The organism is Pedobacter humicola, assembly GCF_056490705.1.
This window is the reverse complement of record NZ_JBWJIG010000002.1, coordinates 11,954-33,558: the sequence shown is the minus strand read 5'-3', so window position 1 is coordinate 33,558 and position 21,605 is coordinate 11,954. Positions and strand designations below refer to the sequence as shown.

Genomic DNA, 21,605 nt, shown 5'->3' with positions numbered 1-21,605 from the left:
TTATATTGAAAGTACCTCAGTCATTTCCATTAAATCGGGTTCGAGTTTAAAGGAGTGCGCTGTTAAAGCCTCTCTTATGCTGGTTAATTTTATTTCGTTTCCTTTTAAACCTACCATTTGCTCTGTTTCGCCTGCAATTAACGCATTTACCGCGGCAAAACCTAAACGGCTGCCTAGAATCCTGTCGAAACTGCTGGGACTGCCGCCACGTTGCAAGTGGCCGAGGATGGTTACTTTAGTATCATAATGATCGAAAGTTTCCTTTACCTTTTTAGCAATATCATAAGCGCCACCCTGTTTATGTCCTTCTGCTACAATCACAATACTTGATGATTTTTTAGTAGCCGCACCAAGGGCGAGTTTATTAATCAATTCGTTCACGCTCGTTTCCCGCTCAGGCAGTAATACCGCCTCGGCACCACTGGCAATCGAACTCCTCAAGGCGATACATCCCGAATCGCGGCCCATCACCTCAATAAAGAATAACCGGTCATGTGCATCGGCAGTATCCCTGATTTTATCAATGGCTTCGATTACCGTGTTAATGGCAGTATCGTAACCTAAAGTAAAATCAGACCCTACCAGGTCGTTATCAATTGTACCCGGTATGCCGATTACCTTAACGCCGAAAGTTTCTGAAAAGCGTTTCGCTCCGGTGAATGTTCCATCACCTCCGATAACCACTAAGCCATCAATTCCGTTTTTCTTTAGGTTATTGTAGGCAATCTGCTGACCTTCGTCTGTTTTAAATTCTAAACAGCGTGCTGTTTTTAATATGGTTCCACCCAAGTGTAAAATGTTGCTTACAGAACGGGCGTCCATTGGTTTTATGTTGTCGGTAATTAAACCTTGGTACCCTTGCATTACACCAAACATATTAATGCCATGGTAAATTCCGGTACGAACAACAGCTCTAATTGCGGCATTCATTCCTGGGGCATCGCCTCCAGAAGTAAGTACAGCTATATTTTTTATATTTGGCTCCATCTTTATAATACGAATATAGTGTGTATTTTTTACACTAAGTAATTTATTTTATTTTTTTTACTTAATATTGAAAGTCATACCTTTATCTGCTTAAAATAACTAAATTTTACTTTGGAACAAATTTTACCTCATTTAGATTCTGTATTCTCGATAGATTGCGTTTTGTTTGGATTTGATGGTAAGGAATTAAAAATCTTACTCATTGAAAGGAATGAAGAACCATTTAAAGATTGGTGGGCACTGCCCGGTAACATTGTTGGCCCTGATGAAAGTTTAGATCAATCAGCCTCAAGGATTTTGTATGAACTTACCGGTTTGCGCGGTATTTTCATGGAACAGTACTATGCTTTCGGCGATCCGCACAGGCACCCACAGGGGAGGGTAATTACTTTGGCTTATTATGCACTGATCCGTTTGGGCGGCGATAAGGAACTGCGTCCGATCAGTACCTATGCAAAACGGGCAAATTGGTTACCGATAACTGATCTTCCGAAACTGGCTTTCGATCACCAGAAAATTTATGATAAAGGTTTAGAAAAAATTAAACGCCGGATTAAACACCAGCCGATTGCTTTCGAACTCCTGCCGGAGAAATTTACCCTAACGCAGTTACAGCATGTATATGAACTGGTTTTGGGCAAAAAACTCGATAAGCGGAATTTTAGAAAAAAAATTGTGAGTTTTGGCGTGTTGAAGGAACTCGACGAAAAACAAAAAGGCGTATCCTATCGTGCTGCTACCTTATATCGTTTTGATAAACGGAAGTATGCGAAGCTTTTCGGGAAAGAAATTTCATTTTAGCGCATAGCGCTGGGCGTTGAGCGGAAGACACGCAGCTTTAGGATATGAGATATGAGACCTGAGATAACAGAAAGATCAAAGAATAAAGCAAACATCAGTTATAGAACACTAAAAAACCGGTTTGATCTTCAAACCGGTTTTTTAATGCTTGTATATTATATCTTCTAAGACTCCAGGCTGGAAACTCCAAACTGAAAACTCCCAACTCCAAACTATACCTTCGGTGCCAGCTCTAAATGGTAGTGTACCAGATCATCTATAGGCGAGCGGATAATTTTGCCCACGCCCATTTCATAACGGTCGGCTACAATACTTAAAATATCACGGAAACTATAACCTACAGAACCTACACAGTTTAATTTGTGGTCTTTATAATTAGGGTAGTGGATCACCAATGCTTCGAAAAATGCAGTAAATGCGTAATCGATGGTAGCAAAAGCATAATCCTCATAGTTATCTTTAAAATCGTATAAAAATTTACTAAAGCTTGCGCAGAAACGGTTTGGCAAAGGTTTGTTGTAAATGTTATCGAAAATATCTTCGTTGGTTAAAGCATAGTTATCGTAAAAAGCTTCACGTAATCCTTTCGGCATGTAACCTTTCATGTAATCGCTTAAAATGCGTTTACCGATATACGAACCGCTACCTTCATCACCCAGGAAATAACCCAAAGAATCGATGTTCATGGTAATTTCAGATCCATCATACAGACATGAGTTTGTTCCCGTACCTAAAATAGCTGCAAATCCCGGCTCATTTCCAAGGAGTGCTCTAGAAGAGGCAAGTAAATCATGACCAACAAAAATGGTTGCATTGGTGAAAATTTGTTGCATGGCATCAGCAACAATCTTTACATTTGCAGGTGTAGAACAGCCGGCGCCGTAGTAATAAACTGCTGTTAATTTCTCTCTTTCCAAGTGGTCTGGAAGAGTCTCATTTAAAGACTTTACAATGTACTCTCCTTTTGAAAAATATGGATTGTAACCTTCAGTGTTAAAGTAAATTTTTCTGCCGGCCTCGTTAATCAAACACCAATTTGTTTTGGTAGATCCGCCGTCTGCAATTACTATCATTTTATTTATTTTTGGTTTTAGCACGATAAAAGTATAAAAACTCTTATATTTTGTATCCTTTTTTTTAATAATTTTTTAACAATTTGTTGTTGTGGGAATTTAAGTGTGTAAAAAATACACTATATAGGGTGTTTAATCGCCGAAAAACCTTAAAATTATACCAGAAAAGGCATCGGTCTTTTTTTTTTATGTCAACAATATTTTACAACAAAATAGATAAATGAACAACAGATTTTTAGATTTCAGGAGTGATACGGTAACCAAGCCAACTGCCGGAATGTTGGATGCCATGATGAGTGCAAAAGTTGGTGACGATGTTTTTGGGGAAGACGAAACGGTGCATGCCTTAGAAACAAAACTGGCTTCGACTTTTAACATGGAGGCAGGATTATTTTGCCCCTCGGGAACGATGACCAACCAGATTGCGATCAAATGTTTTACCCAGCCGATGGATGAGGTGATCTGCGATCAAACGGCACACGTTTATCGCTACGAAATTGGAGGTATCGCGTACCACTCGGCAGCATCGGTAAGGTTGTTGCATGGCGAAAGGGGAATTTTAACCCCGGAGCTGATTGAGCCCGAAATCAATGAAGATAACATTCATTATCCTAACTCCAGCTTAGTGGTGTTAGAAAATACGGTGAATAAAGGTGGCGGTAGCTGTTATACCTTATCACAGATTGCGCCTATCCACCACTTGTGTAATATAAAAGGTTTGAAACTGCATTTGGATGGCGCCCGTATTTTTAATGCCCTTATCGCTACCGGAGATCAGGCCGGCGAATACGGAAAGTATTTCGATGGAATTTCAGTCTGCTTATCAAAGGGGCTTGGTGCGCCAGTTGGTTCTGTCTTGTTGGGAAGCAAACAGATGATCCATAAGGCAAGGAAAATCAGAAAAGCTTTTGGCGGCGGCATGCGCCAGGCAGGGTTTTTAGCCGCTGCGGGCATTTATGCGCTCGATAACCATGTAAAACGCCTAAAGGATGATCATACCCATGCACAGGCGCTGGCCAATGCATTAGCCAACGCAAAATATGTAAAATCGGTAATGCCCGTAGAAACCAATATTGTAATCTTCGAAGTAGAAAAAGGATCGGCAGAGAAAATTGTGCAGCAGTTGAAAGAAAAAGGATTGCATTGCAATACCACCAGTGCAAGTACTGTCCGTTTGGTTACCCATTTGGATCTGAGTACCGAAATGATCGATCAGGCCATTGAAATAATATTACATTTGTAGGCAGAGTCGGAGGTTCGAAGACGGAAGTCCGACATCATAGTTTTATAGTTCATGGTCAATAGTCAGGTCGTTTATTTATGATCTGCATATATATTAAAGTCTAACCAAAATGTCCGAAAATTCCAAACCCCTAACGCCGATCTCTAAACTTCTCATCGCGAACCGCGGTGAAATTGCCCTGCGTATTATGCGTTCAGCAAGAGAAATGGGGATCAAAACCGTCGCCGTTTTTTCTGAAGCCGACCGTAATGCGTTGCATGTACGTTACGCAGACGAAGCAGTTTTTATCGGGCCGGCTCCCTCTAACCAGAGTTATCTGGTAGGGGAGAAAATTATCGATGCCTGTAAACTCACAGGAGCAGAGGCCATCCATCCAGGTTATGGCTTTTTATCGGAAAATGCCGGCTTCGCACAAAAAGTTGCCGATGCAGGACTGATTTTGGTTGGCCCTTCGCCCCGGGCAATGGAAACCATGGGTAACAAACTGTCGGCGAAAGCTGCAGCATTAAAATATAATATCCCCATGGTGCCTGGTACAGAAGAAGCCATTCAGGACGTCAACGAGGCAAAACAGCGTGCCATCGAAGTTGGTTTTCCGATTTTAATTAAAGCTGCCGCAGGTGGCGGCGGAAAAGGTATGCGGATTGTAGAGCAGGCAGCAGATTTTGAAGAACAGATGCAACTTGCGGTAAGCGAGGCTACTTCGGCTTTTGGCGATGGTGCTGTTTTTATTGAACGTTATGTTACCTCACCGAGGCATATCGAAATACAAGTTTTGGGCGATCATCACGGCAATATTGTGCATCTTTTTGAACGTGAGTGTTCCGTGCAAAGGCGCCATCAAAAAGTGGTAGAAGAAGCGCCTTCGTCGGTTTTAACGGAGGAAATCAGGCAGGAGATGGGTAAATGTGCGGTAGATGTTGCCCGTTCGGTAAATTATACCGGCGCTGGTACGGTAGAGTTTATCTTAGATGAAAACCTCGATTTCTTTTTTCTCGAAATGAATACCCGTTTGCAGGTAGAGCATCCGGTAACCGAACTCATCACGGGGATAGATTTAGTAAAGGAACAGATCAAAATTGCTTCAGGCGAAAAATTGAGCTTTACCCAGGAGGATTTAAAAATCAGCGGGCATGCCATCGAACTTCGTGTGTATGCCGAAGATCCGGCCAATAATTTCCTGCCCGATATCGGTACCTTGCAGACTTACAATACGCCTAAAGGTAATGGGGTAAGGGTTGACGATGGCTTTGAACAGGGTATGGAAATCCCGATTTATTACGATCCCATGATCGCCAAGCTGATTACATATGGCAAAGATAGGGAAGAAGCGATCGAACGAATGGTGAGGGCGATTGAAGAATATGATATTACGGGGATACAAACTACTTTGGGTTTTGGTAAATTTGTAATGCAACACGAGGCTTTTAAGACCGGTAATTTTGATACCCATTTTGTAGGCAAATACTTTAAGTCTGAAAGTTTAAAGGTACAGGATGAAACCGAAGCACTGATTGCCGCGGTAATTGCAGCGAACCTTTTCGGAAAGAAAGATATAAAGATTGGAAGTGCGGTAGTTAAAAATCCTTCGCACTGGAGAAAAAATAGATTGAAATATTAATAACATACATCGTCATCCGATAGCTATCGGATGCGAGAAGGCTTTTTCAGCCGACGAAGCAATCTCAGTAATAAGGTTTAAATGGACGATGAAATAAATAAAAAAATGTTCACAGGAATTATAGAAACACTTGGCGAAGTTACCGCCATTAAAAACGACCATACCAATATCCATTTTACCATTTCATCAGCCATCAGCCACGAGCTAAAAATCGACCAGAGCGTGGCCCATAATGGCGTATGTTTAACCGTTGTTGCTTTAAACGATGGTAGTCATACCGTTACCGCGATAGACGAAACCTTGAACAAAACCAATCTGGATAATTTAAAGGTGGGCAGTAAAATCAATCTCGAACGCTGCATGCAGATGAATGCACGTTTGGATGGACATATTGTGCAGGGCCATGTAGACCAAACGGCCGTTTGCGTAAAACGTGAAGCACTGGACGGCAGCTGGGAATACCGCTTTAAATATGATGCTTCTGCCGGAAATGTAACGGTAGAAAAAGGCTCTGCCTGTGTTAACGGCATCAGCCTGACGGTTGTAAATTCTCAGGCCGACGAATTTTCAGTTTTTATTATACCTTATACTTACGAACACACCAATCTTCAGGAGGTTGAAGTGGGCGATACCGTAAACTTAGAGTTCGATATCATCGGTAAATATGTTGCCAGATTAATGAATCGGTAATCTTCGTTTCTTTTTATAAGTGGTTTAATTATAGGTTGTTGTGTGTTTATATGCGTTATATAGACGTTTAATCTTCATGACAGTGCAGGATGGTTGCCTGAATAATAATTCTGAATATCGTAGTGTTAAGATTAAAAAATTAACGCTAACCATTTATGAATAAGATTTTCCGTACCTCAAGTGTAATATTGACGATTACCTTGCTGTTTTTATCCACCACTCAACTATTCGCGCAGAAAATCTCGATAAAAGATTTAACCGTAGAACATTTAGTAAATCCTTTTAGTATTGATAACCCAAAACCCCGGTTTAGCTGGAAGATCGTTTCAGGTATTAAAAACACGAAACAGCGCACTTACGAAATCAAACTGGGTACCTCGGCAAGCATTGATAAAGTTTTTTGGAAAGCAACAGTAAACAATGATCAATCGGTACTGGTTAACTATGATGGACCTCAGCTCTCGTCGAAAACAAAATATTACTGGCAGGTTAGGGTAAAAGATAACCATGGCAACACCTCTGCGTGGTCGCCCATCCAGTTTTTTCAAACAGGTTTAAAACCCGAAGACTGGAGCGCGAAATGGATTTCGGTAGAAGGAAAAGATACTGCGCTGGCCAGTCCGTTGTTCAGAAAGGAAATCAACTTAAAAAAGGATGTAAAATCCGCAACGGCTTATATTACTGCGAAAGGTTTATATGAGGCCCACATTAATGGTGAACGTGTGAGCAATGCCTACTTTGCACCAGGCTGGACGAGTTATAAAGACCATATTCAATATCAGGTTTACGACATTAAAAAATCATTGAAGAAAGGCGCGAATGTAATCGGCGTTTCACTGGGTGATGGCTGGTATAAAGGACGCATCGGCTTCGGTTACCAGAAACAATTTTATGGCGATGCCAGGGCACTATTGCTACAGCTTGAAGTAGAATATACCGATGGAAGCAAAGAAACCATCATTACCGACAACAGCTGGAAAACCGCTTATGGCCCGATACGGGCTTCCAATATTTACGACGGGGAAACCTACGATGCCCGATTGGAAATAGCAGGCTGGAACAATACCGGCTTTAAAGAAAGTGCCAGCTGGAAAGCTGTTCAGGAATTAACCAAAGGACCAGAAAAACTGATTGGCATGAGCGGACCACAGGTAAGCAAACATGAGGAATTTAAGGCCTTAAAAATATTTAAAACCCCGCTTGGCGAAACTGTTGTCGATTTCGGGCAGAACTTAGTGGGCTGGGTAATGCTGAAAGCCAAAGGTGCTGCAGGTACAAAAATCACCATCAGCCATGCGGAAGTATTAACCAAAGAAGGAAATTTTTACACCACCAACCTCCGGACAGCCAAACAACAGAACAACTATATCTTAAAGGGCGATGCTGTGCAGGTATTCGAGCCACATTTTTCGTTCCAGGGATTTAGATACGTAAAAATAGAAGGTTATCCCGGCGAGCTTAAACTAGAAGACCTGACTGCTGTTGCTGTTTATTCGGATATGAAAACCAGTGGAAAATTTAGCACTTCCAATGCCCTCTTAAACCAGTTGCAACATAATATCTCCTGGGGGCAAAAGGGTAATTTTGTTGATGTACCCACAGATTGTCCACAGCGGGACGAGCGTTTAGGCTGGACGGGAGATGCACAGGCCTTTGCCACAACGGCGGCCTACAACATGGATGTATCAGGCTTTTTTACCAAATGGTTAAAAGATGTCGCCGCAGATCAGCTTCCAAACGGGAGTGTACCTTTTGTGGTGCCCAATGTATTGAGCGACAGGGATGCGGGATCAGCTGGCTGGGCAGATGTGGCCACCATTATCCCCTGGGATATGTATGTGTCGTATGGAGATAAAGGCATACTGGAAGCACAATATAGCAGTATGAAAAAATGGGTCGATTATATTTCTTCGGTATCCAGAAACAATCTCTGGAACACGGGTTTCCATTTTGGCGATTGGTTATTTTACCGCCCCAATGATGATAATGATGGCCGTGCTGCGGTAACCGATAAATATATGATCGCCCAAACATTTTATGCACATTCTACACAGTTGCTCTTGAATGCAGCAAAGGTATTGGGTAAAACAGATGATGTAACGAAATACACCGCATTATTGGAACAGATCAAATCGGCTTATATCAAAGAAAATATGACGCCAAGCGGCAAACTGATTTCCAATACACAAACGGCCTATGTTTTAGCGTTACAATTTGATATGTTGCCAGAAAACCTGCGTGCCCAGGCTGCACAAAGGTTGGTAGATAATGTAAAAGATTATGGAAACCACCTCACCACAGGCTTTTTAGGCACACCATACCTGTGTCATGTATTGAGCAGGTTCGGATATGAAGATGTTGCTTACGATCTGTTGCTACAAGAAAGTTATCCTTCATGGCTTTACCCGGTCAAAATGGGCGCAACCACTATCTGGGAACGTTGGGATGGGATTAAACAGGATGGATCCTTCCAAACGGCCGATATGAATTCTTTTAACCATTATGCTTATGGTGCCATTGGCGATTGGATGTATAAAAATATTGCTGGCATCAATCCGGTTTCAACTCAACCTGGTTACAAGACCATTTTAATCGCACCTCGACCAGGTGGAAAATTAACCAATGCATCAGCAGAACTGGAGACGGTTTATGGTACCGTTAAATCATCATGGACCATTGCAGATGGTGTATTCAAACTTGATGTGACTATTCCAGCCAATGCAACCGCCACGGTGGTATTGCCAAAAACAGATAAAAAAGAAGAAGTAGGCTCCGGTAGCTATCATTTTGAATATAAATATTAATCTGTAATATTGCGGCATTGTAAAAAAGGATACTAGTGATCGTCATTTCGGGCGGAGTGCAACGAAACCGAGAAATCTATTTAGATAGATCTCTCCATTCCACTGCGTTTCAGTCGAGATGACGATGCTTTATGTTAAATAATTAATGTACAGTAAAGAAGAAGCAGCCCGTTTACGCCAACAGTTTTGGATCAGTTTTGGGCAATATATGAAGCCCGTTCCTTCAGCCAGCGGTTCGACCGTGAACTGGACAAATTATAAAACGGGTGTAAAAAACATCTTCTTTAAAATGGATGTCGACAACAAAAAAGCTTTTGTCAGTATTCAGCTTTCACACCCTGATGCCGATATCAGGCATCTTATATTCGAGCAGTTTGAAGAGTTTAAGCTCATGTTCAACAATACAGTTAATGAAGAGTGGGATTGGATCAAAGATGCAACGGATGATTTCGGCAAAACCGTATCACAGATTTCCATTAGTATTAAAGGGGTGAGCATCTTCAATCAACAGCACTGGCCCGAGCTGATCTCTTTTTTTAAACCCAGGATTATTGCCCTCGATGAATTTTGGGACAATGTAAAACCTGTTTTCGAAGATCTGGTTTAATCGGCCAGGTTGAGCTGCGCGATCCGGTCTTTTGAAAATTTAATTTCTTCCTTATCATCCATTGTACTCGGCCTGCTTTTTAAATAGAGGTTGTAATATTTAAGTGCATTCTTCCCCTGTTTTAAACGCGTATCGTAAAATACCGCCAGACGGTAATATAAAGTTGGTGTTGCCTTAAACTGTAGTCCTTTTTTATAGGCAGCATTGGCCAGCAGCAACTGGTTGTTTTCTTCATAAACCAGTCCCAGCAGCGAATAATAGCTGGAGGTATTGGGCGAAATGGCCTCATCGATGGTTTTTCTGGTGTAAACAGCCGCTTGCGGATAATTTTTCAATGCGCGGTAACTCAGTGAGGTATAATATAAAGTAGCCTCATTTTCCATTGCGGCAGCTTCCAGCAGTTTAAACAGGTCTATTGCTTTCTGATATTTTTTGGTATAATAATAAGCTTTGGCGACGTCTTTTATCACCCCGGCATCGGCACCATCTTTCAGTAATTTCTCTCCTGCGGCAATCACTTCAGCATACTTTTTGAGTTGATTGGCAATGGGAAGTTTTGTCCGCTGCAGCATCAGGTTGTCGCTATCTCCTTTAATGGCAATATCAAGCACATCATAAGCTTTTTCATATTGCTGATAATTGGCGTGTACCTCTGCAAGATCGGCGGCCACATCACCTTCAAGCGGGTTAATCTGGTTCGCTTTTAACAGGTAGATCCGTTTTAGTGAATCATCTTTTGGCGAACTGTATAGGCTGGCCATCAGTTTTTGCACACTGAAGTTATTGCTGTCTATTTTTACAATTTCACCATAGTACAGTTTAGCTTTATCGGTATTTCCCCTTTTGGTGTTGATACTGCCCAAACTGAAGAGTATCGGCAGATTTAGAGGTTGCAGCGCATAAGCCTTGGTATAAAATTTTTCTGCTTCAACATTATTGCCCGCCATTAAAAAGCAATAACCGATCTGACTGAGGGTTTTAAAATCGCTCACCTCTTCGCCAAACATACTTTTAAGGTACTGCGCGGCATCAGCATACCGTTGTGTCTGATAAAAATCGAAAAGTTTTTCCTTATCAATGGCAGGTGCATTTTGTGCATAAGCCGTTAAACCCAAAACCACTAATATTAACAACGTGCATAGCTTCCTCATGACCTATAATTTTAAACTAATTTATTAGTTGTTTTTGATAATTCCAAATCTATCTGTTAAAAAATGGTCGCATAAAAACAAAACAGAGGCTCAGGGGTTTATAAGAAATAGTTGAACTAAAAAAATAAGACCTATGAATACTTTAAAGAAGTTTGAATTAATGGAAAAGATTGTGCGTGAATTGGAAGACTTGCAAAACTCTCAACAGGCACTTATTCAGAAAATTGGTAAAATTGAAGTAGATAATATCGAACTGGGCGATAGCCGTCTGGAAAAAGATTTACCGGACATCCATCAAAATTTAGCCGATAACTTAGATACTATTTCAGGAATTTTAGATTACTTTGCAGGTAAAACACAAAACTTTGGTGATAAAAACAATGTTGATGCTTTAAAAGAACAGGAAGCCATCAACAATGCCACCAGCTAAAATTAAACGCATATGAAATTTTTATCTTTAACCGTTGCCTTTTTGCTTGTTGGCTTATTCGCCAGCGCACAGGTATTGCCATCATTCCAGCTAGGCATTAAAGCTGGCGCAAATTTTGCAAAATTTGATAGTGAAAACACTTTCAACAGTAACAACCGCACAGGTTTTTACGGTGGTCTTTGGGCCAGGGTAGGTGCAGCAGGTGTTTACTTCCAACCGGAGCTTTATGTTTCAGGAAAGAAAGCGGATTTGGTGAGTGATGCAACGGGAGAAGTAAATAAAGTCCGCTTTACAAGTTTAGACGTGCCTTTATTGATAGGTACTAAATTTGGTGCCGCTGGTATCGGCCTTCGCTTAAACACAGGGCCAATGTTTTCACTAATCCTAGATGAAAACCAGAGTTTCGGTCAGGCGGCAGGAAGCGTTTTCAGGGCCGACTTTAAAAACCAGGCTTTGGCATGGCAGTTTGGTGCTGGGTTAGACCTTAAAAAATTAAGCTTTGATGCACGTTACGAACTGGGTTTATCAAAAATCAATAAAGCAGGTTATCCTGGTACAAAGTTAAACTTATTTACAGTTGGCTTAGGTTATAGGATTTTGTAACCACTGAATTTAAATTTATAAAGGGTATCCATTTAAAAATGGATACCCTTTTTTCGTGCCATATATTTCCATCTTGAACTATTCAAGCTATTCGTTTAATAAAACAAAAATAACCCGCTGAAAACACAACTTATTGCTAAAACGATTTATATTTACATTAAGCTAGTATAAAATATGATGAGATATTCTTTTGCGAAAGCATTCTGCTTTTTTGCACTATTTGGCGCGAAATGCGTTGTTGCCTCAATACCACAGCCAAATATCACAACTGTTGGCCCCGGGGTTAAAATAATCAGTACAGGTCAGCCCGACAGATTTACCCCATATAGTTTTTGCAATGAGAAACCCAGAGTGGCCGCGATGGGCAAACTGGCCAATGGGAAACTCCCATTTGAGCTCTCAGAAATAGAAATCTCGGTAAATGCCCGTGGAACAGTGGTGAAAATCCCGTTGGGCGACAATGAACAGTTATATGGCTTCGGATTGCAGATCGGTTCTTTTAATCAAAGAGGCTTGAGAAAAAAACCGGTTGTAAATGATAACCCCCTGAATGATCTGGGCTATACCCATGCACCATCCACCTTTTATGTATCTACCAAAGGTTATGGAATATTGATCAATACTTCACGTTATACCACCTTTTACTGCGGTACTACAAATGAGCTCAGGGATGATTCAAGTAAACCGACAAAAAGTTTCGGAGCAGCCAATTCAGTAGAAGATTTATACCAAAACCGTAAATCCGCTTCGGGCAACGTGGTTGCTGATATTCCGGGAGCAAAGGGCATCGAAATTTTTATATTCGAGGGGCCAGATCTGCTCACTGCGCTTAAGCGTTACAATCTATTCTCGGGTGGAGGGGCGCTGCCACCGATGTGGGCGCTGGGTGTGAAGTACCGGGTGAAAGCCGACTTTAATCAAAGTCAGGCTGGGGCTGTTGCAGATTATTTTAGAAAGAACCATATTCCGTGCGATGTTATTGGTTTGGAGCCGAAATGGCAAACTACAGCTTATTCCTGCTCTTATGTTTGGAACACGCAATATTTCCCGTCGCCAAATAAATTTATAGATACAATGTATAGAAAAGGATTTAAAGTAAATCTTTGGGAACATGCCTTTGTAAATGCGGCTTCCCCGCTTTATCATCAGCTAAAAAGCCGTGCTGGAAATTACCTGGTATGGAATGGACTGGTGCCGGATTTTGCGGACCCCGTAGCGCGTAACCTATTTGCGGATTATCATAAAAAAACATTTGTTGAACAGGGGATTTATGGTTTCAAAATGGATGAATGTGACAATTCAAATCTAAGCTATGGTAGTGCCACATGGAGTTTTCCCGAACACAGTGAATTTCCATCAGGCATTGATGGCGAACAGATGCATCAGGTTTTTGGCCTGCTTTATCAAAAAAGTATCTATGGGATCTTTAAGGATATGAATAAACGCACCCTGCTCGACGTAAGGTCTTCAAACGCATTTGCTTCATCCTATCCCGCTGCCATTTACAGCGATATTTATGGGCATAAGGATTATATTGAAATGATTGGCAATTCAGGTTTCTCAGGCTTAATATGGTCGCCGGAAGTCCGTGAATCAAACTCTGTAAGCGACCTGATGAGACGGAGCCAGACGGCCGTACTATCTGCCCAAACGCTCTACAACTCCTGGTATCTTCAACATCCGCCCTGGTTACAAATCGATAAAGAAAAAAACAACAGGGGCGAACTGATGGACAACGCGAAAACGGTAGAGGATGATGTCCGTAAACTGCTCAATTTCAGAATGAGTTTGATACCCTATTTGTATAATGCTTTTTCGGAATATTACCTCGAAGGTACACCACCATTCAGGGCCCTGGTTGTGGATTATCCGGATGATAAAGAAGTATATAACATCGCTGATGAATATATGATCGGACAAGACCTGTTGGCCGCACCCTTAACAGAGAAAGCAGAAGAAAGAAGCGTATATCTTCCAAAAGGAAACTGGTATGATTTCAATAACAACAAAAAATATGAAGGAGGAAAATCATATAAAGTAAAAGTTGGATATACCGATCTGCCCTTGTTTGTGAAAGAAGGAACGATATTGCCGCTTGCGAAGCCACTTGAATATATTACACCGCAAAGCCGGTTCGAAATCACCTGCAATTTATATGGAAGCCAACTCCGTAAAACAACCTTGTTTGAAGATGATGGCACTACATTTAATTACCAGAACGGGGATTACGGAATTTTAAGTTTAGCATACACGAACGGAAAGGGGATGATTAACCGGACTGATAAAAAAAGGAAATCTTTGTATAACATTAAAAACTGGAATCAAATCCAATAAGTCTGTTGGCATTTGTTCGCTTTATTATGCGCTGTCTGGATGGCTTAAAAAAGTTAGTCTTCTTTTTCCGGTTCGACCTCGGTAAGCTCATAAGCGAACGACCCGTTTTTTGGTATAATCGGCGTAGCCCTGCCCACACTTAATGCTTTGATAAACGACGCACCAAAGTAAAATATCAGGGAGGAGTAGAATACAAAAAGCATAATTACGATTATGGATCCTGCTGAGCCGTAAATATTACTGATGTTGCTCAGTGGCAATAAAATCCTCAGTATATACTTTCCTGCGGTAAAAAGGCATCCGGTTAATAGTCCGCCTGAAATGGCTGCCCGCCAGGTTGGGCGCCCGTTGGTTAAATACCGGAACAATATGGTAAACCAGGTGGTTACAATCACCACAAATACCAACTGGTTAATTACAGAGGTGAGGATCAGCCCGAAAGATGGCGCGCCATTTTTTAAATACGCACCGATTAAAGCCTGCACGCTATCGGCCAATAAACCGATAAAAAACAGTATTCCGGCTAAAAGGATAATGGTAACCGATATGGCTCTTGATTTTAAGGTATTGATAATGCCTTTTTTATCTTTCTGGGCAATATTCCAGATCTGCTCTAAGGAGTTTTTAATCACGTTGAACAAAGTGGTGGCCACAAACAAGAAAAATATAAAACTGAACAAGGTCACATACCAGGCCTGATCGATGCCGCGGATATTTTTTAAGGTAGTTCTGATCTGTAAAATACTCTCATTGTCGAGAATACTGGCCAAACGCTCGAACAGGTGGGTAGCCAACAGTTTTCTGTCGGTAAACATTCCGAAAAGCCTGATCAGGATAATCAAGATCGGAGGTAGGGCAAAATTGGTAAAAAAAGCAGTTGCACCGGCCAGGCGCAGCGGATCGTTCTGTTGAAATAAATTAAAGGCGTTTTTTATGGTTGAGAAAAAAAACTTCAGATCTTTTGTTATCGATGGCATTACTCCTGCGTTAAACTCAAAAGGCCGAAAATAGTAAAAATACTTTGTTCAGCCTTTTTTCTAAATGTTAAAGTTTTCTAGTCCGTTTTAGTAAAAACAAGCAGTGTTTTATCGCCATTGAGCAGATAAAGCTTGTTATCAGTTACTTTGGCACTGTTTACCTGGTTAAGGGCATGCAGGTAGGAGCGTTCGGCCGCATCAGTTTCCTGACAGAACATTCTGGTGCCGATAACATCTTTAATTGTTATTTTATTATCTGTGATTTCGCCTTTTCCGCCATAACTATTGCAGAATGATTTACCACTGATCTTTAAACTATCTGCAAAATTTAAGGTTGCTTTTGCTGATCCGGGCAATGTTAAACCTGGCAATTCAGTGAGTTCCCATTTGGTATTGGTAAAACTTGCCGGATCCAGTTTTTCTTTACAAGAACTCAATAATAAAATCAGCATGCTGCAGTAAATAAGGTGTTTCATAACAATAAGTTTAAATGATTTTATTATTTACCATCAAAAACTAAACCATAAAAGGCAAAATGCACTTTTGATGAGGTTAAACTGGTTTTTCAATCTTCAGCCAATGGTGCGGCAGGCCACGGTAATCGAAAATGGATATTCGCTTTAAGCCCGCTTTTTCTAACACATGGATAGAAGCAAGGTTGCCGATATCCGCTATTCCAATAATTTCATCAAGCTTTAATACCTTAAAACCATAATCCCTTGCGGCAATAGCCGATTCTGTGGCGTAACCTTTCCCCCAATACTGCTTGCTAAACCGATAGCCCAGATCGTAATAATTGCTATGGTTATTGTGTGTTTCCGTCATCAACTTTAAGCCTGCCCAGCCAATAAAGTTACCGGTTGCCTTTTCGATTACCGCCCAACGGCCGATCCCATTTTCAGTATATTGTTTTCTGATAAATTCGATATCTGCTTTACTTTGTTCAATAGATTGAACTGGCTTATTGCCAAGAAAAAGATGGACCTCGGCATCGCTGTCCATCTCAAACATCCCTTCGGCGTCTGCTGGTGTTAACTCACGTAAAATTAATCGTGCTGTTTCGGCGAAAATCTTCATTTCTATGATCGTATTTGATCAAATTTAGCATAATTTCTACCTAATGGAGCATTACGATGGAAAAGCAACCGGAGCATTCGCTTTTCTTTTCAAAATAAGTGCGGCTACCAGGGAGACAATTATTCCAACAGGTAAAATTTCCATATAGGTAAACAACACCACCATAATAGGGTTTTTATACAGTTCCTGATTAGTGGCGAGTTCTTTTGCCATTTTAGTGAGCTCAGCTGCTGATGTACCCTTAGCTTTAGCCTCTCTCAATGCCTGGGCTACATATCTATCCATAAAATCGGGAATAAATACATAAAAATCGATCAGCCACACCACTACATAAATACTAGAGGCGATTAAACTAATGTAGAGGCCGATTTTAAAGGCCTTGCCAAAAGTAATTAAACCATCATTATATTTATCACGGTAGTTTTTTATGCCCACAAAAATAAAGGAGAATGCCAATACCATGGAGGCATAACCAATAAGCATGCTGTGCTCAAGATTGGGATCGTTATAACACCTCGAGATAGACAGCACCATTAATACCGATACAATTATGCCCGCGATTAATCCGAATACAATTACGTTCTTTTTCATGTTGTTTATTTGATTGATTTATACCACAAAATTGTTTCGATTATTTTTTTAAACGCTCATACTTTAGGGTGATTTTTAAAATATTCGGTTTTTAATGCAGATAATAAGCCCACTTAAGGAATAATACTCAATCTTTTGGCTGTCTCTATGGCCTGTGTTCTGCGTTTAACTTCCAGTTTTTCAAATAACCTGGCATTATGCGTTTTAATCGTGTTTAACGATACAAATAATTTTAAGGCAATTTCCTGGTTACTCAGACCTTCCGACATCAATTGTAAAACTTCCAACTCCCTTTTACTGATGTTAAGTTTGGCGAGTTCTTTTTCGTTGAGAACAAACATTTCGGACTTTGCTGTAAAAACCTCCTTTTCGATCAATATGGTTTTAGGCCTGGTTAATTTAAGTGCCAGCCAAATGCCCAGGGCGGTAAAAAGAACGGCTATCGAACCTGCATAAATTTCAAAGGCATGGCTCATAATCACAAAGCGAAGCTCCAGCCACTTTAACAAAAAAAGCAGTACAGCCAGAAATATCCCATATAAGACTACACTTTTATTTTTACTCAGGAACTTCGATGTATTTGCCATTGCTTATCCGTTGATCAAAAATAAGGAAATTAGTTTTATTCATTAATCTTTAATCTAAACTCAAGATTCGACAGTTAAAAGCATGGGTGTTGTAGCCAGCAGCTACGCACCAATACCCTAACCTAACTCTTTATTTATGATATATATACCTTTTCTTTACCTTTTAGGTAAGCAAAAGGTAACCAATTGGTAAGCAAAAGGTAACCAATTGGTAAGCAAAAGGTAAAGGATAGGTATAAAAGAAAGGTAGAGAATAGGTAAACAAAGGGTTAACCTGGGGTTAACTTGGTACCTAGGAATAGACCACCAATTTATTTGAGTTTGGAGCCTGATCTTTGCGGTAAATGGTGGGAGATATAAAATGGACAATGAAACTGGTTCTGCGTAAATCCGGGTAATCCGCGGGAGAAAATTGGCTAAGGTATTTCCTGCAGATTAAATAGATAGCCGCAGATTAAACTGTTCTCCCAGCTTTCTGTAATCCACACCTTTTTTTATGATCGCTACGGTTAAAATAAAAACACAACCAATTTGCACCAGAACAATTTTTTTATCAGATGCCGTAATTTTCTGGTGACTTTAACCAAAGAAAAGCAATAAAGATTATAAATTAGCGAAAAAATAAATAACTATACCTATGAAAATTACGCTTTATGCACTCTTCCTTTCCGTTGTTTTATTCGGTTGCGGTAGTTCAGAAAAAACCTACAAGGCAAAGGCATTTGCTGCCAACGAAGATTTTAATGTCTTCCCTAAATCAAAGAAAAATATCCTGACTATTGTAAAAACCGATTCGGGCGCTTCAGCTGCTGCTGATCGTTTTGCCATCCAATCTAAAGATACGACCATTACCATTGATGATGCACCGAATGCGGCGGCAAAGAAATTTTTGCTTGCTTCTTATATCAATACCCAAAAAACAGCTGTATTGGTACAGGTAGCCAGTGAAGCGGGTAAAATGGCGCCGTTTTATATCATCACGGTAAAGGATGGTGCAACAGAAGTGATCAGTTTGAACAAAGCATCAAAAGGTGCAGAAGATAAAAAATATACCAATGGCCTGGAAGAATTAACCCGTAGTAATATCCTGGTTAACAATGATTTCTTTATTACCACCATCAATTCCAGGGTATATCCCATCAAACGACAAAATCCTGATGAACGCATTCAAGGAAAGTTTTTTATGTACTCTAGTGATAAAACTACATTGGTGTTTTTAACTGCTAATTCTTTGTACCAGGTAAACACGGCCACAGGTGAAAGCTTTAACCTGCCGTTGCCGGCAACATTGACAAATGAGCCTGAAACATTGGTTGGGAATATCCAGAACGGTTATACCTGGGTGGTTAATTCAAATGGTACTTCTTTCTTAAAGAAAAATGCAGACGACAACCGTATTGTAGATATTAAGGAGTTTAAACATTAATCAACATTATTTTTAATTATTCACAATGAGTTTTTACGAGAGATATAAAAACGGAGAAACTCATGGTGTTTATGCAGACATTGAAAAGCTGGGAGAAGAGGCATTTTCTCCTAGCTATTATAGTGATATTGAAAAAGTGTTGATTGAAACCTTCCAAAGGGTTAATTTCAATCTAGATGTTATCTATAAGGCGCTTAAAGATATTGATTACATTTTTTGGAAAGATAAATTGGGAAATGATGAAGCATTACTCAAGCCATTCTCTGATACGAACGAATTACTGAAAGTATTAGAGCGGAATGTTGAGCCTATCGGGAAATTACCGGTATCGATTAAAATGTTTTATCAGTTTGTTGGTTCGTGCAATTTTGCATGGAATTATCAAGAAGATCCAAATATTTTGTGGGAGATGGCAGATCCGATTCAGATTACACCTATAACGGATTGTGTTTCTCAGGTAACTGATCAATATTGGTTGGAAGAAATGGAAGAATGTATTCAAGATGGAGACTTTGGTTTTGCTTATCTAGATCTTTCCGCTGATGACCTTCATAAGGATAACATTAGTGGCGGAGCTCCATACGCATTGCAGTTAAATAAGGATAAAAGTATTGACGGTAGGTTTCTAAATGAACCGAATGATACTACGTTTATCAACTATTTGAGGATCTGTTTCGAGAGTTGTGGATTTCCGGGGATGTCTTATGATAACAATAAGATATTTCAGGAATTCTATGATGAAGTAAAGCCAAAATTGCTGAAAATATAAATTTGTTAAATGTTGTTTCGGGGAGACACAAACCGAGGCATTAAAATCTGATTGAGAGTAGTGATCGATTGGTTTATGCTGATGATAACTACTCTTCTCATTTTATGACCTCTATAGCCATGGTATGTGCCCCAAGTTCCACTAAAAATATAAACTTTTAAAATGCTCAGTTCGTGGAGACATGAACCAAGTATCAGAGTGAATAATTATCCACTGGTTTAGGCCTGTGATAACTACTCTTTTCATTTTATAGCTTTTAAGGCCGTGGTACGTGCCACACGTACCGCAAATGATATAAAAAAAAGCCAAGCTTAAACCACCATCGTTCTAAACGTTAGGTTTACCCTTGGCTGATTTACTTTTTTGGTAGGGGGTAAGCGGTGTAACCAGTTCGTTTGGGTTTCATCCTTCATCACCAGTAAGCTTCCATTTTCCAAAAATAAAGTAACGGTTTCTTTGGTCTGTTTGTGTTTGAATAGAAATCTTCTTTCGGCCCCAAAGCTTAAAGATGCAATTGCAGAATCTTTAGCTAAGGCTTTTTCATCGTCACTGTGATAGGCCATTCCCTCATCACCATTGTGGTATAAATTGAGCAGGCAGGAATTAAATGTAGTACCCGTTTGCTCCTCCGAGAGTTTTTTTAACTCCAGGAGCTCCTTTGTCCAGGGTAGGGCCAGTTTCGATTTATTGGAGTAGGTATAAGAATATGACTCATCGCCATACCAGGCCACTTTTCTTTTGGTAATGATGTGTTTGCCCATGATAAAGGCTTCATCGTTTTTCCATTCGATGGTATTCATCAGCACCTTGAGATAGTGATCAGCTTCCGATAAGGTGAATAATTTTCCGTAATAATTTACGGTTCCGCCATAGGGCAGCAGGTTCTGATTGATATCTATTGCTGTGTTGAATAAATCCATCGTTTGTAGTCTCTTGCTGGTCATTTTACTATTCCTGATTGGCTTTTGCCACTTCCCATCCAATTATCGCTGTTTTCCTGTTCACCCCCCAGTGGTATCCACCCAATGCGCCACTCGATTGGATTACACGGTGGCAGGGAATCAGAAAGGCCACTGGATTGTCGCCGATAGCCGAACCCACTGCTCTGGATGCATTAGGATTTTGCAGATGTTTCGCGACACCTCCGTAAGTGGCTAGTTTGCCCATTGGGATTTTTAGCAATGCTTCCCAAACTTTTAACTGGAAATCAGTTCCTTTTAAGTGGAGTTTAATCTGGTGCAGTTTGCTCCAGTCGTGACTAAAAATATATAATGCGTTCTGCTGTTCCCTATCCAGTATCTGTTGGTAGGTAGCTGCTGGAAAAGACCGTTGCAGGTTCGCCAATGCGATGCTTTCATCATCATAAAAAGCAATATGGCAGATTCCTTTTGAAGTACTTGCCACAATAATATTTCCGAAAGGGCTTTCTGCAAAGCTATAATTGATGTGGAGGTTCTCACCACCATTTTTATATTCGCCAGGTGTCATGCCTTCAATGTTCACAAAAAGATCGTGCAACCTGCTGGTTCCTGATAAACCAGTTTTGAGGGCCGTATCGAACAAACTTTGATTTTCTTTTAACATCTCTTTGGCATAACCAATGCTGATGTATTGCAAAAACCGTTTTGGTGTGGTACCGGCCCACTCACTAAATAACCTTTGAAAATGAAAGGGACTTAAATTTACCTGTTCAGCAATTTCCTCTAACCCCGGTTGCGCTTTAAAATTGGCCTTGATATAGCTGATGGCTTCGGCTATCCTGTTGAAATTAATTTCTTCCTGTGTTTTCATGGTCTTGAATAATTTATATCCAAAAGTACTATCGTAAGAAACG

At 40.4% G+C, this 21,605-nt stretch carries 21 protein-coding genes; 11 read left to right on the top strand and 10 right to left on the bottom strand.

The features are described 5' to 3' along the window. Nucleotides 1-987 carry a 6-phosphofructokinase gene (pfkA, locus tag AC04Q1_RS03720; RefSeq protein ID WP_108200905.1) on the bottom strand — a complete coding sequence of 329 codons (987 nt, stop codon included), beginning with the start codon at nucleotides 985-987 and terminating at the stop codon, nucleotides 1-3. Between the two features lie 111 nt (nucleotides 988-1,098). On the opposite strand from pfkA, the gene AC04Q1_RS03715 reads away from it, so the two are divergent. After that, entirely contained in the window at nucleotides 1,099-1,788 is a 690-nt protein-coding gene (locus AC04Q1_RS03715) for an NUDIX hydrolase (protein WP_051584721.1), read from the top strand. Nucleotides 1,789-2,000: 212 nt separating this feature from the next. Here AC04Q1_RS03715 and AC04Q1_RS03710 read toward each other — a convergent pair whose 3' ends face one another. After that, nucleotides 2,001-2,861, bottom strand: coding sequence for an N-acetylglucosamine kinase (locus AC04Q1_RS03710; RefSeq protein ID WP_131030138.1), 861 nt, complete (start codon nucleotides 2,859-2,861; stop codon nucleotides 2,001-2,003). 220 nt (nucleotides 2,862-3,081) lie between these two features. Here AC04Q1_RS03710 and AC04Q1_RS03705 point away from each other — a divergent pair, with 220 nt between their 5' ends. From AC04Q1_RS03705 to AC04Q1_RS03685, 5 genes are all read left to right on the top strand, one after another. Continuing rightward, complete coding sequence (locus AC04Q1_RS03705) at nucleotides 3,082-4,104, top strand: threonine aldolase family protein (protein ID WP_478361932.1); 1,023 nt, start codon at nucleotides 3,082-3,084, stop codon at nucleotides 4,102-4,104. A gap of 109 nt (nucleotides 4,105-4,213) precedes the next feature. After that, on the top strand, nucleotides 4,214-5,725 hold the full coding sequence (gene accC, locus AC04Q1_RS03700; RefSeq protein WP_478361930.1) for an acetyl-CoA carboxylase biotin carboxylase subunit: 1,512 nt from the start codon (nucleotides 4,214-4,216) through the stop codon (nucleotides 5,723-5,725). A 105-nt stretch (nucleotides 5,726-5,830) separates the two neighbouring features. Further along, a complete protein-coding gene (locus AC04Q1_RS03695; RefSeq protein ID WP_478361928.1) occupies nucleotides 5,831-6,415 on the top strand; it encodes a riboflavin synthase in 585 nt (194 codons plus the stop codon). A gap of 155 nt (nucleotides 6,416-6,570) precedes the next feature. Next, nucleotides 6,571-9,219, top strand: coding sequence for a family 78 glycoside hydrolase catalytic domain (locus AC04Q1_RS03690; RefSeq protein WP_478361926.1), 2,649 nt, complete (start codon nucleotides 6,571-6,573; stop codon nucleotides 9,217-9,219). Nucleotides 9,220-9,364: 145 nt separating this feature from the next. Then, nucleotides 9,365-9,826 (top strand): DUF4268 domain-containing protein, encoded by a 462-nt coding sequence (locus tag AC04Q1_RS03685; protein WP_478361925.1) that lies wholly within the window; start codon nucleotides 9,365-9,367, stop codon nucleotides 9,824-9,826. On the opposite strand, the gene AC04Q1_RS03680 is transcribed toward AC04Q1_RS03685, so the two are convergent. After that, the gene (locus tag AC04Q1_RS03680) at nucleotides 9,823-10,977 is read right to left on the bottom strand and encodes a tetratricopeptide repeat protein (RefSeq protein WP_478361923.1); all 1,155 of its coding nucleotides are present in this window, start codon (nucleotides 10,975-10,977) and stop codon (nucleotides 9,823-9,825) included. The two genes, AC04Q1_RS03685 and AC04Q1_RS03680, sit on opposite strands and share 4 nt — an antisense overlap. Before the next feature lie 133 nt (nucleotides 10,978-11,110). On the opposite strand from AC04Q1_RS03680, the gene AC04Q1_RS03675 reads away from it, so the two are divergent. The 3 genes from AC04Q1_RS03675 to AC04Q1_RS03665 all read left to right on the top strand — a co-directional run bounded on the left by AC04Q1_RS03675 (nucleotide 11,111) and on the right by AC04Q1_RS03665 (nucleotide 14,344). Next, nucleotides 11,111-11,407: a hypothetical protein gene (locus AC04Q1_RS03675; protein ID WP_121282359.1), complete on the top strand. Its 297-nt coding sequence runs from the start codon at nucleotides 11,111-11,113 to the stop codon at nucleotides 11,405-11,407. Nucleotides 11,408-11,419: 12 nt separating this feature from the next. Next, nucleotides 11,420-12,010, top strand: coding sequence for a porin family protein (locus AC04Q1_RS03670; RefSeq protein WP_478361920.1), 591 nt, complete (start codon nucleotides 11,420-11,422; stop codon nucleotides 12,008-12,010). Nucleotides 12,011-12,184: 174 nt separating this feature from the next. Beyond that, the gene (locus AC04Q1_RS03665; RefSeq protein ID WP_478361918.1) at nucleotides 12,185-14,344 is read left to right on the top strand and encodes a glycoside hydrolase family 31 protein; all 2,160 of its coding nucleotides are present in this window, start codon (nucleotides 12,185-12,187) and stop codon (nucleotides 14,342-14,344) included. 53 nt (nucleotides 14,345-14,397) lie between these two features. Here AC04Q1_RS03665 and AC04Q1_RS03660 read toward each other — a convergent pair whose 3' ends face one another. The 5 genes from AC04Q1_RS03660 to AC04Q1_RS03640 all read right to left on the bottom strand — a co-directional run bounded on the left by AC04Q1_RS03660 (nucleotide 14,398) and on the right by AC04Q1_RS03640 (nucleotide 17,576). Beyond that, nucleotides 14,398-15,321, bottom strand: a complete 924-nt coding sequence (locus tag AC04Q1_RS03660; RefSeq protein WP_478361916.1) for a YihY/virulence factor BrkB family protein — start codon at nucleotides 15,319-15,321, stop codon at nucleotides 14,398-14,400. 77 nt (nucleotides 15,322-15,398) lie between these two features. Further along, nucleotides 15,399-15,797 carry an META domain-containing protein gene (locus AC04Q1_RS03655; RefSeq protein WP_478361914.1) on the bottom strand — a complete coding sequence of 133 codons (399 nt, stop codon included), beginning with the start codon at nucleotides 15,795-15,797 and terminating at the stop codon, nucleotides 15,399-15,401. A gap of 76 nt (nucleotides 15,798-15,873) precedes the next feature. Next, entirely contained in the window at nucleotides 15,874-16,398 is a 525-nt protein-coding gene (locus AC04Q1_RS03650; RefSeq protein WP_478361912.1) for a GNAT family N-acetyltransferase, read from the bottom strand. A gap of 51 nt (nucleotides 16,399-16,449) precedes the next feature. Next, nucleotides 16,450-16,989 (bottom strand): DUF4199 domain-containing protein, encoded by a 540-nt coding sequence (locus tag AC04Q1_RS03645; protein WP_478361910.1) that lies wholly within the window; start codon nucleotides 16,987-16,989, stop codon nucleotides 16,450-16,452. Between the two features lie 113 nt (nucleotides 16,990-17,102). Further along, entirely contained in the window at nucleotides 17,103-17,576 is a 474-nt protein-coding gene (locus tag AC04Q1_RS03640) for a response regulator transcription factor (protein ID WP_478361908.1), read from the bottom strand. 637 nt (nucleotides 17,577-18,213) lie between these two features. Between AC04Q1_RS03640 and AC04Q1_RS03635 the strand changes: the two genes are divergently transcribed. Beyond that, nucleotides 18,214-19,002, top strand: a complete 789-nt coding sequence (locus AC04Q1_RS03635) for a hypothetical protein (RefSeq protein WP_478361906.1) — start codon at nucleotides 18,214-18,216, stop codon at nucleotides 19,000-19,002. 25 nt (nucleotides 19,003-19,027) lie between these two features. Beyond that, nucleotides 19,028-19,771, top strand: coding sequence for a hypothetical protein (locus AC04Q1_RS03630; protein ID WP_478361904.1), 744 nt, complete (start codon nucleotides 19,028-19,030; stop codon nucleotides 19,769-19,771). A 311-nt stretch (nucleotides 19,772-20,082) separates the two neighbouring features. Here the strand turns inward: AC04Q1_RS03630 and AC04Q1_RS03625 are convergent, their stop codons facing one another. Both AC04Q1_RS03625 and AC04Q1_RS03620 read right to left on the bottom strand, forming a co-directional pair. Further along, the gene (locus tag AC04Q1_RS03625; protein ID WP_478361902.1) at nucleotides 20,083-20,691 is read right to left on the bottom strand and encodes an alpha-ketoglutarate-dependent dioxygenase AlkB family protein; all 609 of its coding nucleotides are present in this window, start codon (nucleotides 20,689-20,691) and stop codon (nucleotides 20,083-20,085) included. 28 nt (nucleotides 20,692-20,719) lie between these two features. After that, nucleotides 20,720-21,562, bottom strand: a complete 843-nt coding sequence (locus tag AC04Q1_RS03620) for a methylated-DNA--[protein]-cysteine S-methyltransferase (protein ID WP_478361901.1) — start codon at nucleotides 21,560-21,562, stop codon at nucleotides 20,720-20,722. Between the last annotated feature and the right edge of the window lie 43 nt (nucleotides 21,563-21,605).

Excerpts from the sequence above, each read along its gene's own strand:
- AC04Q1_RS03660 (WP_478361916.1), bottom strand. The coding sequence starts at position 15,321 with ATGCCATCGATAACAAAAGATCTGAAGTTTTTTTTCTCAACCATAAAA.
- AC04Q1_RS03630 (WP_478361904.1), top strand. The coding sequence starts at position 19,028 with ATGAGTTTTTACGAGAGATATAAAAACGGAGAAACTCATGGTGTTTAT.
- AC04Q1_RS03690 (WP_478361926.1), top strand. The coding sequence starts at position 6,571 with ATGAATAAGATTTTCCGTACCTCAAGTGTAATATTGACGATTACCTTG.
- AC04Q1_RS03710 (WP_131030138.1), bottom strand. The coding sequence starts at position 2,861 with ATGATAGTAATTGCAGACGGCGGATCTACCAAAACAAATTGGTGTTTG.
- accC (WP_478361930.1), top strand. The coding sequence starts at position 4,214 with ATGTCCGAAAATTCCAAACCCCTAACGCCGATCTCTAAACTTCTCATC.
- AC04Q1_RS03695 (WP_478361928.1), top strand. The coding sequence starts at position 5,831 with ATGTTCACAGGAATTATAGAAACACTTGGCGAAGTTACCGCCATTAAA.
- AC04Q1_RS03625 (WP_478361902.1), bottom strand. The coding sequence starts at position 20,691 with ATGGATTTATTCAACACAGCAATAGATATCAATCAGAACCTGCTGCCC.
- AC04Q1_RS03635 (WP_478361906.1), top strand. The coding sequence starts at position 18,214 with ATGAAAATTACGCTTTATGCACTCTTCCTTTCCGTTGTTTTATTCGGT.
- AC04Q1_RS03620 (WP_478361901.1), bottom strand. The coding sequence starts at position 21,562 with ATGAAAACACAGGAAGAAATTAATTTCAACAGGATAGCCGAAGCCATC.
- AC04Q1_RS03685 (WP_478361925.1), top strand. The coding sequence starts at position 9,365 with ATGTACAGTAAAGAAGAAGCAGCCCGTTTACGCCAACAGTTTTGGATC.
- AC04Q1_RS03645 (WP_478361910.1), bottom strand. The coding sequence starts at position 16,989 with ATGAAAAAGAACGTAATTGTATTCGGATTAATCGCGGGCATAATTGTA.
- AC04Q1_RS03705 (WP_478361932.1), top strand. The coding sequence starts at position 3,082 with ATGAACAACAGATTTTTAGATTTCAGGAGTGATACGGTAACCAAGCCA.
- AC04Q1_RS03680 (WP_478361923.1), bottom strand. The coding sequence starts at position 10,977 with ATGAGGAAGCTATGCACGTTGTTAATATTAGTGGTTTTGGGTTTAACG.
- AC04Q1_RS03670 (WP_478361920.1), top strand. The coding sequence starts at position 11,420 with ATGAAATTTTTATCTTTAACCGTTGCCTTTTTGCTTGTTGGCTTATTC.
- AC04Q1_RS03655 (WP_478361914.1), bottom strand. The coding sequence starts at position 15,797 with ATGAAACACCTTATTTACTGCAGCATGCTGATTTTATTATTGAGTTCT.
- AC04Q1_RS03675 (WP_121282359.1), top strand. The coding sequence starts at position 11,111 with ATGAATACTTTAAAGAAGTTTGAATTAATGGAAAAGATTGTGCGTGAA.
- pfkA (WP_108200905.1), bottom strand. The coding sequence starts at position 987 with ATGGAGCCAAATATAAAAAATATAGCTGTACTTACTTCTGGAGGCGAT.
- AC04Q1_RS03650 (WP_478361912.1), bottom strand. The coding sequence starts at position 16,398 with ATGAAGATTTTCGCCGAAACAGCACGATTAATTTTACGTGAGTTAACA.
- AC04Q1_RS03640 (WP_478361908.1), bottom strand. The coding sequence starts at position 17,576 with ATGGCAAATACATCGAAGTTCCTGAGTAAAAATAAAAGTGTAGTCTTA.
- AC04Q1_RS03665 (WP_478361918.1), top strand. The coding sequence starts at position 12,185 with ATGATGAGATATTCTTTTGCGAAAGCATTCTGCTTTTTTGCACTATTT.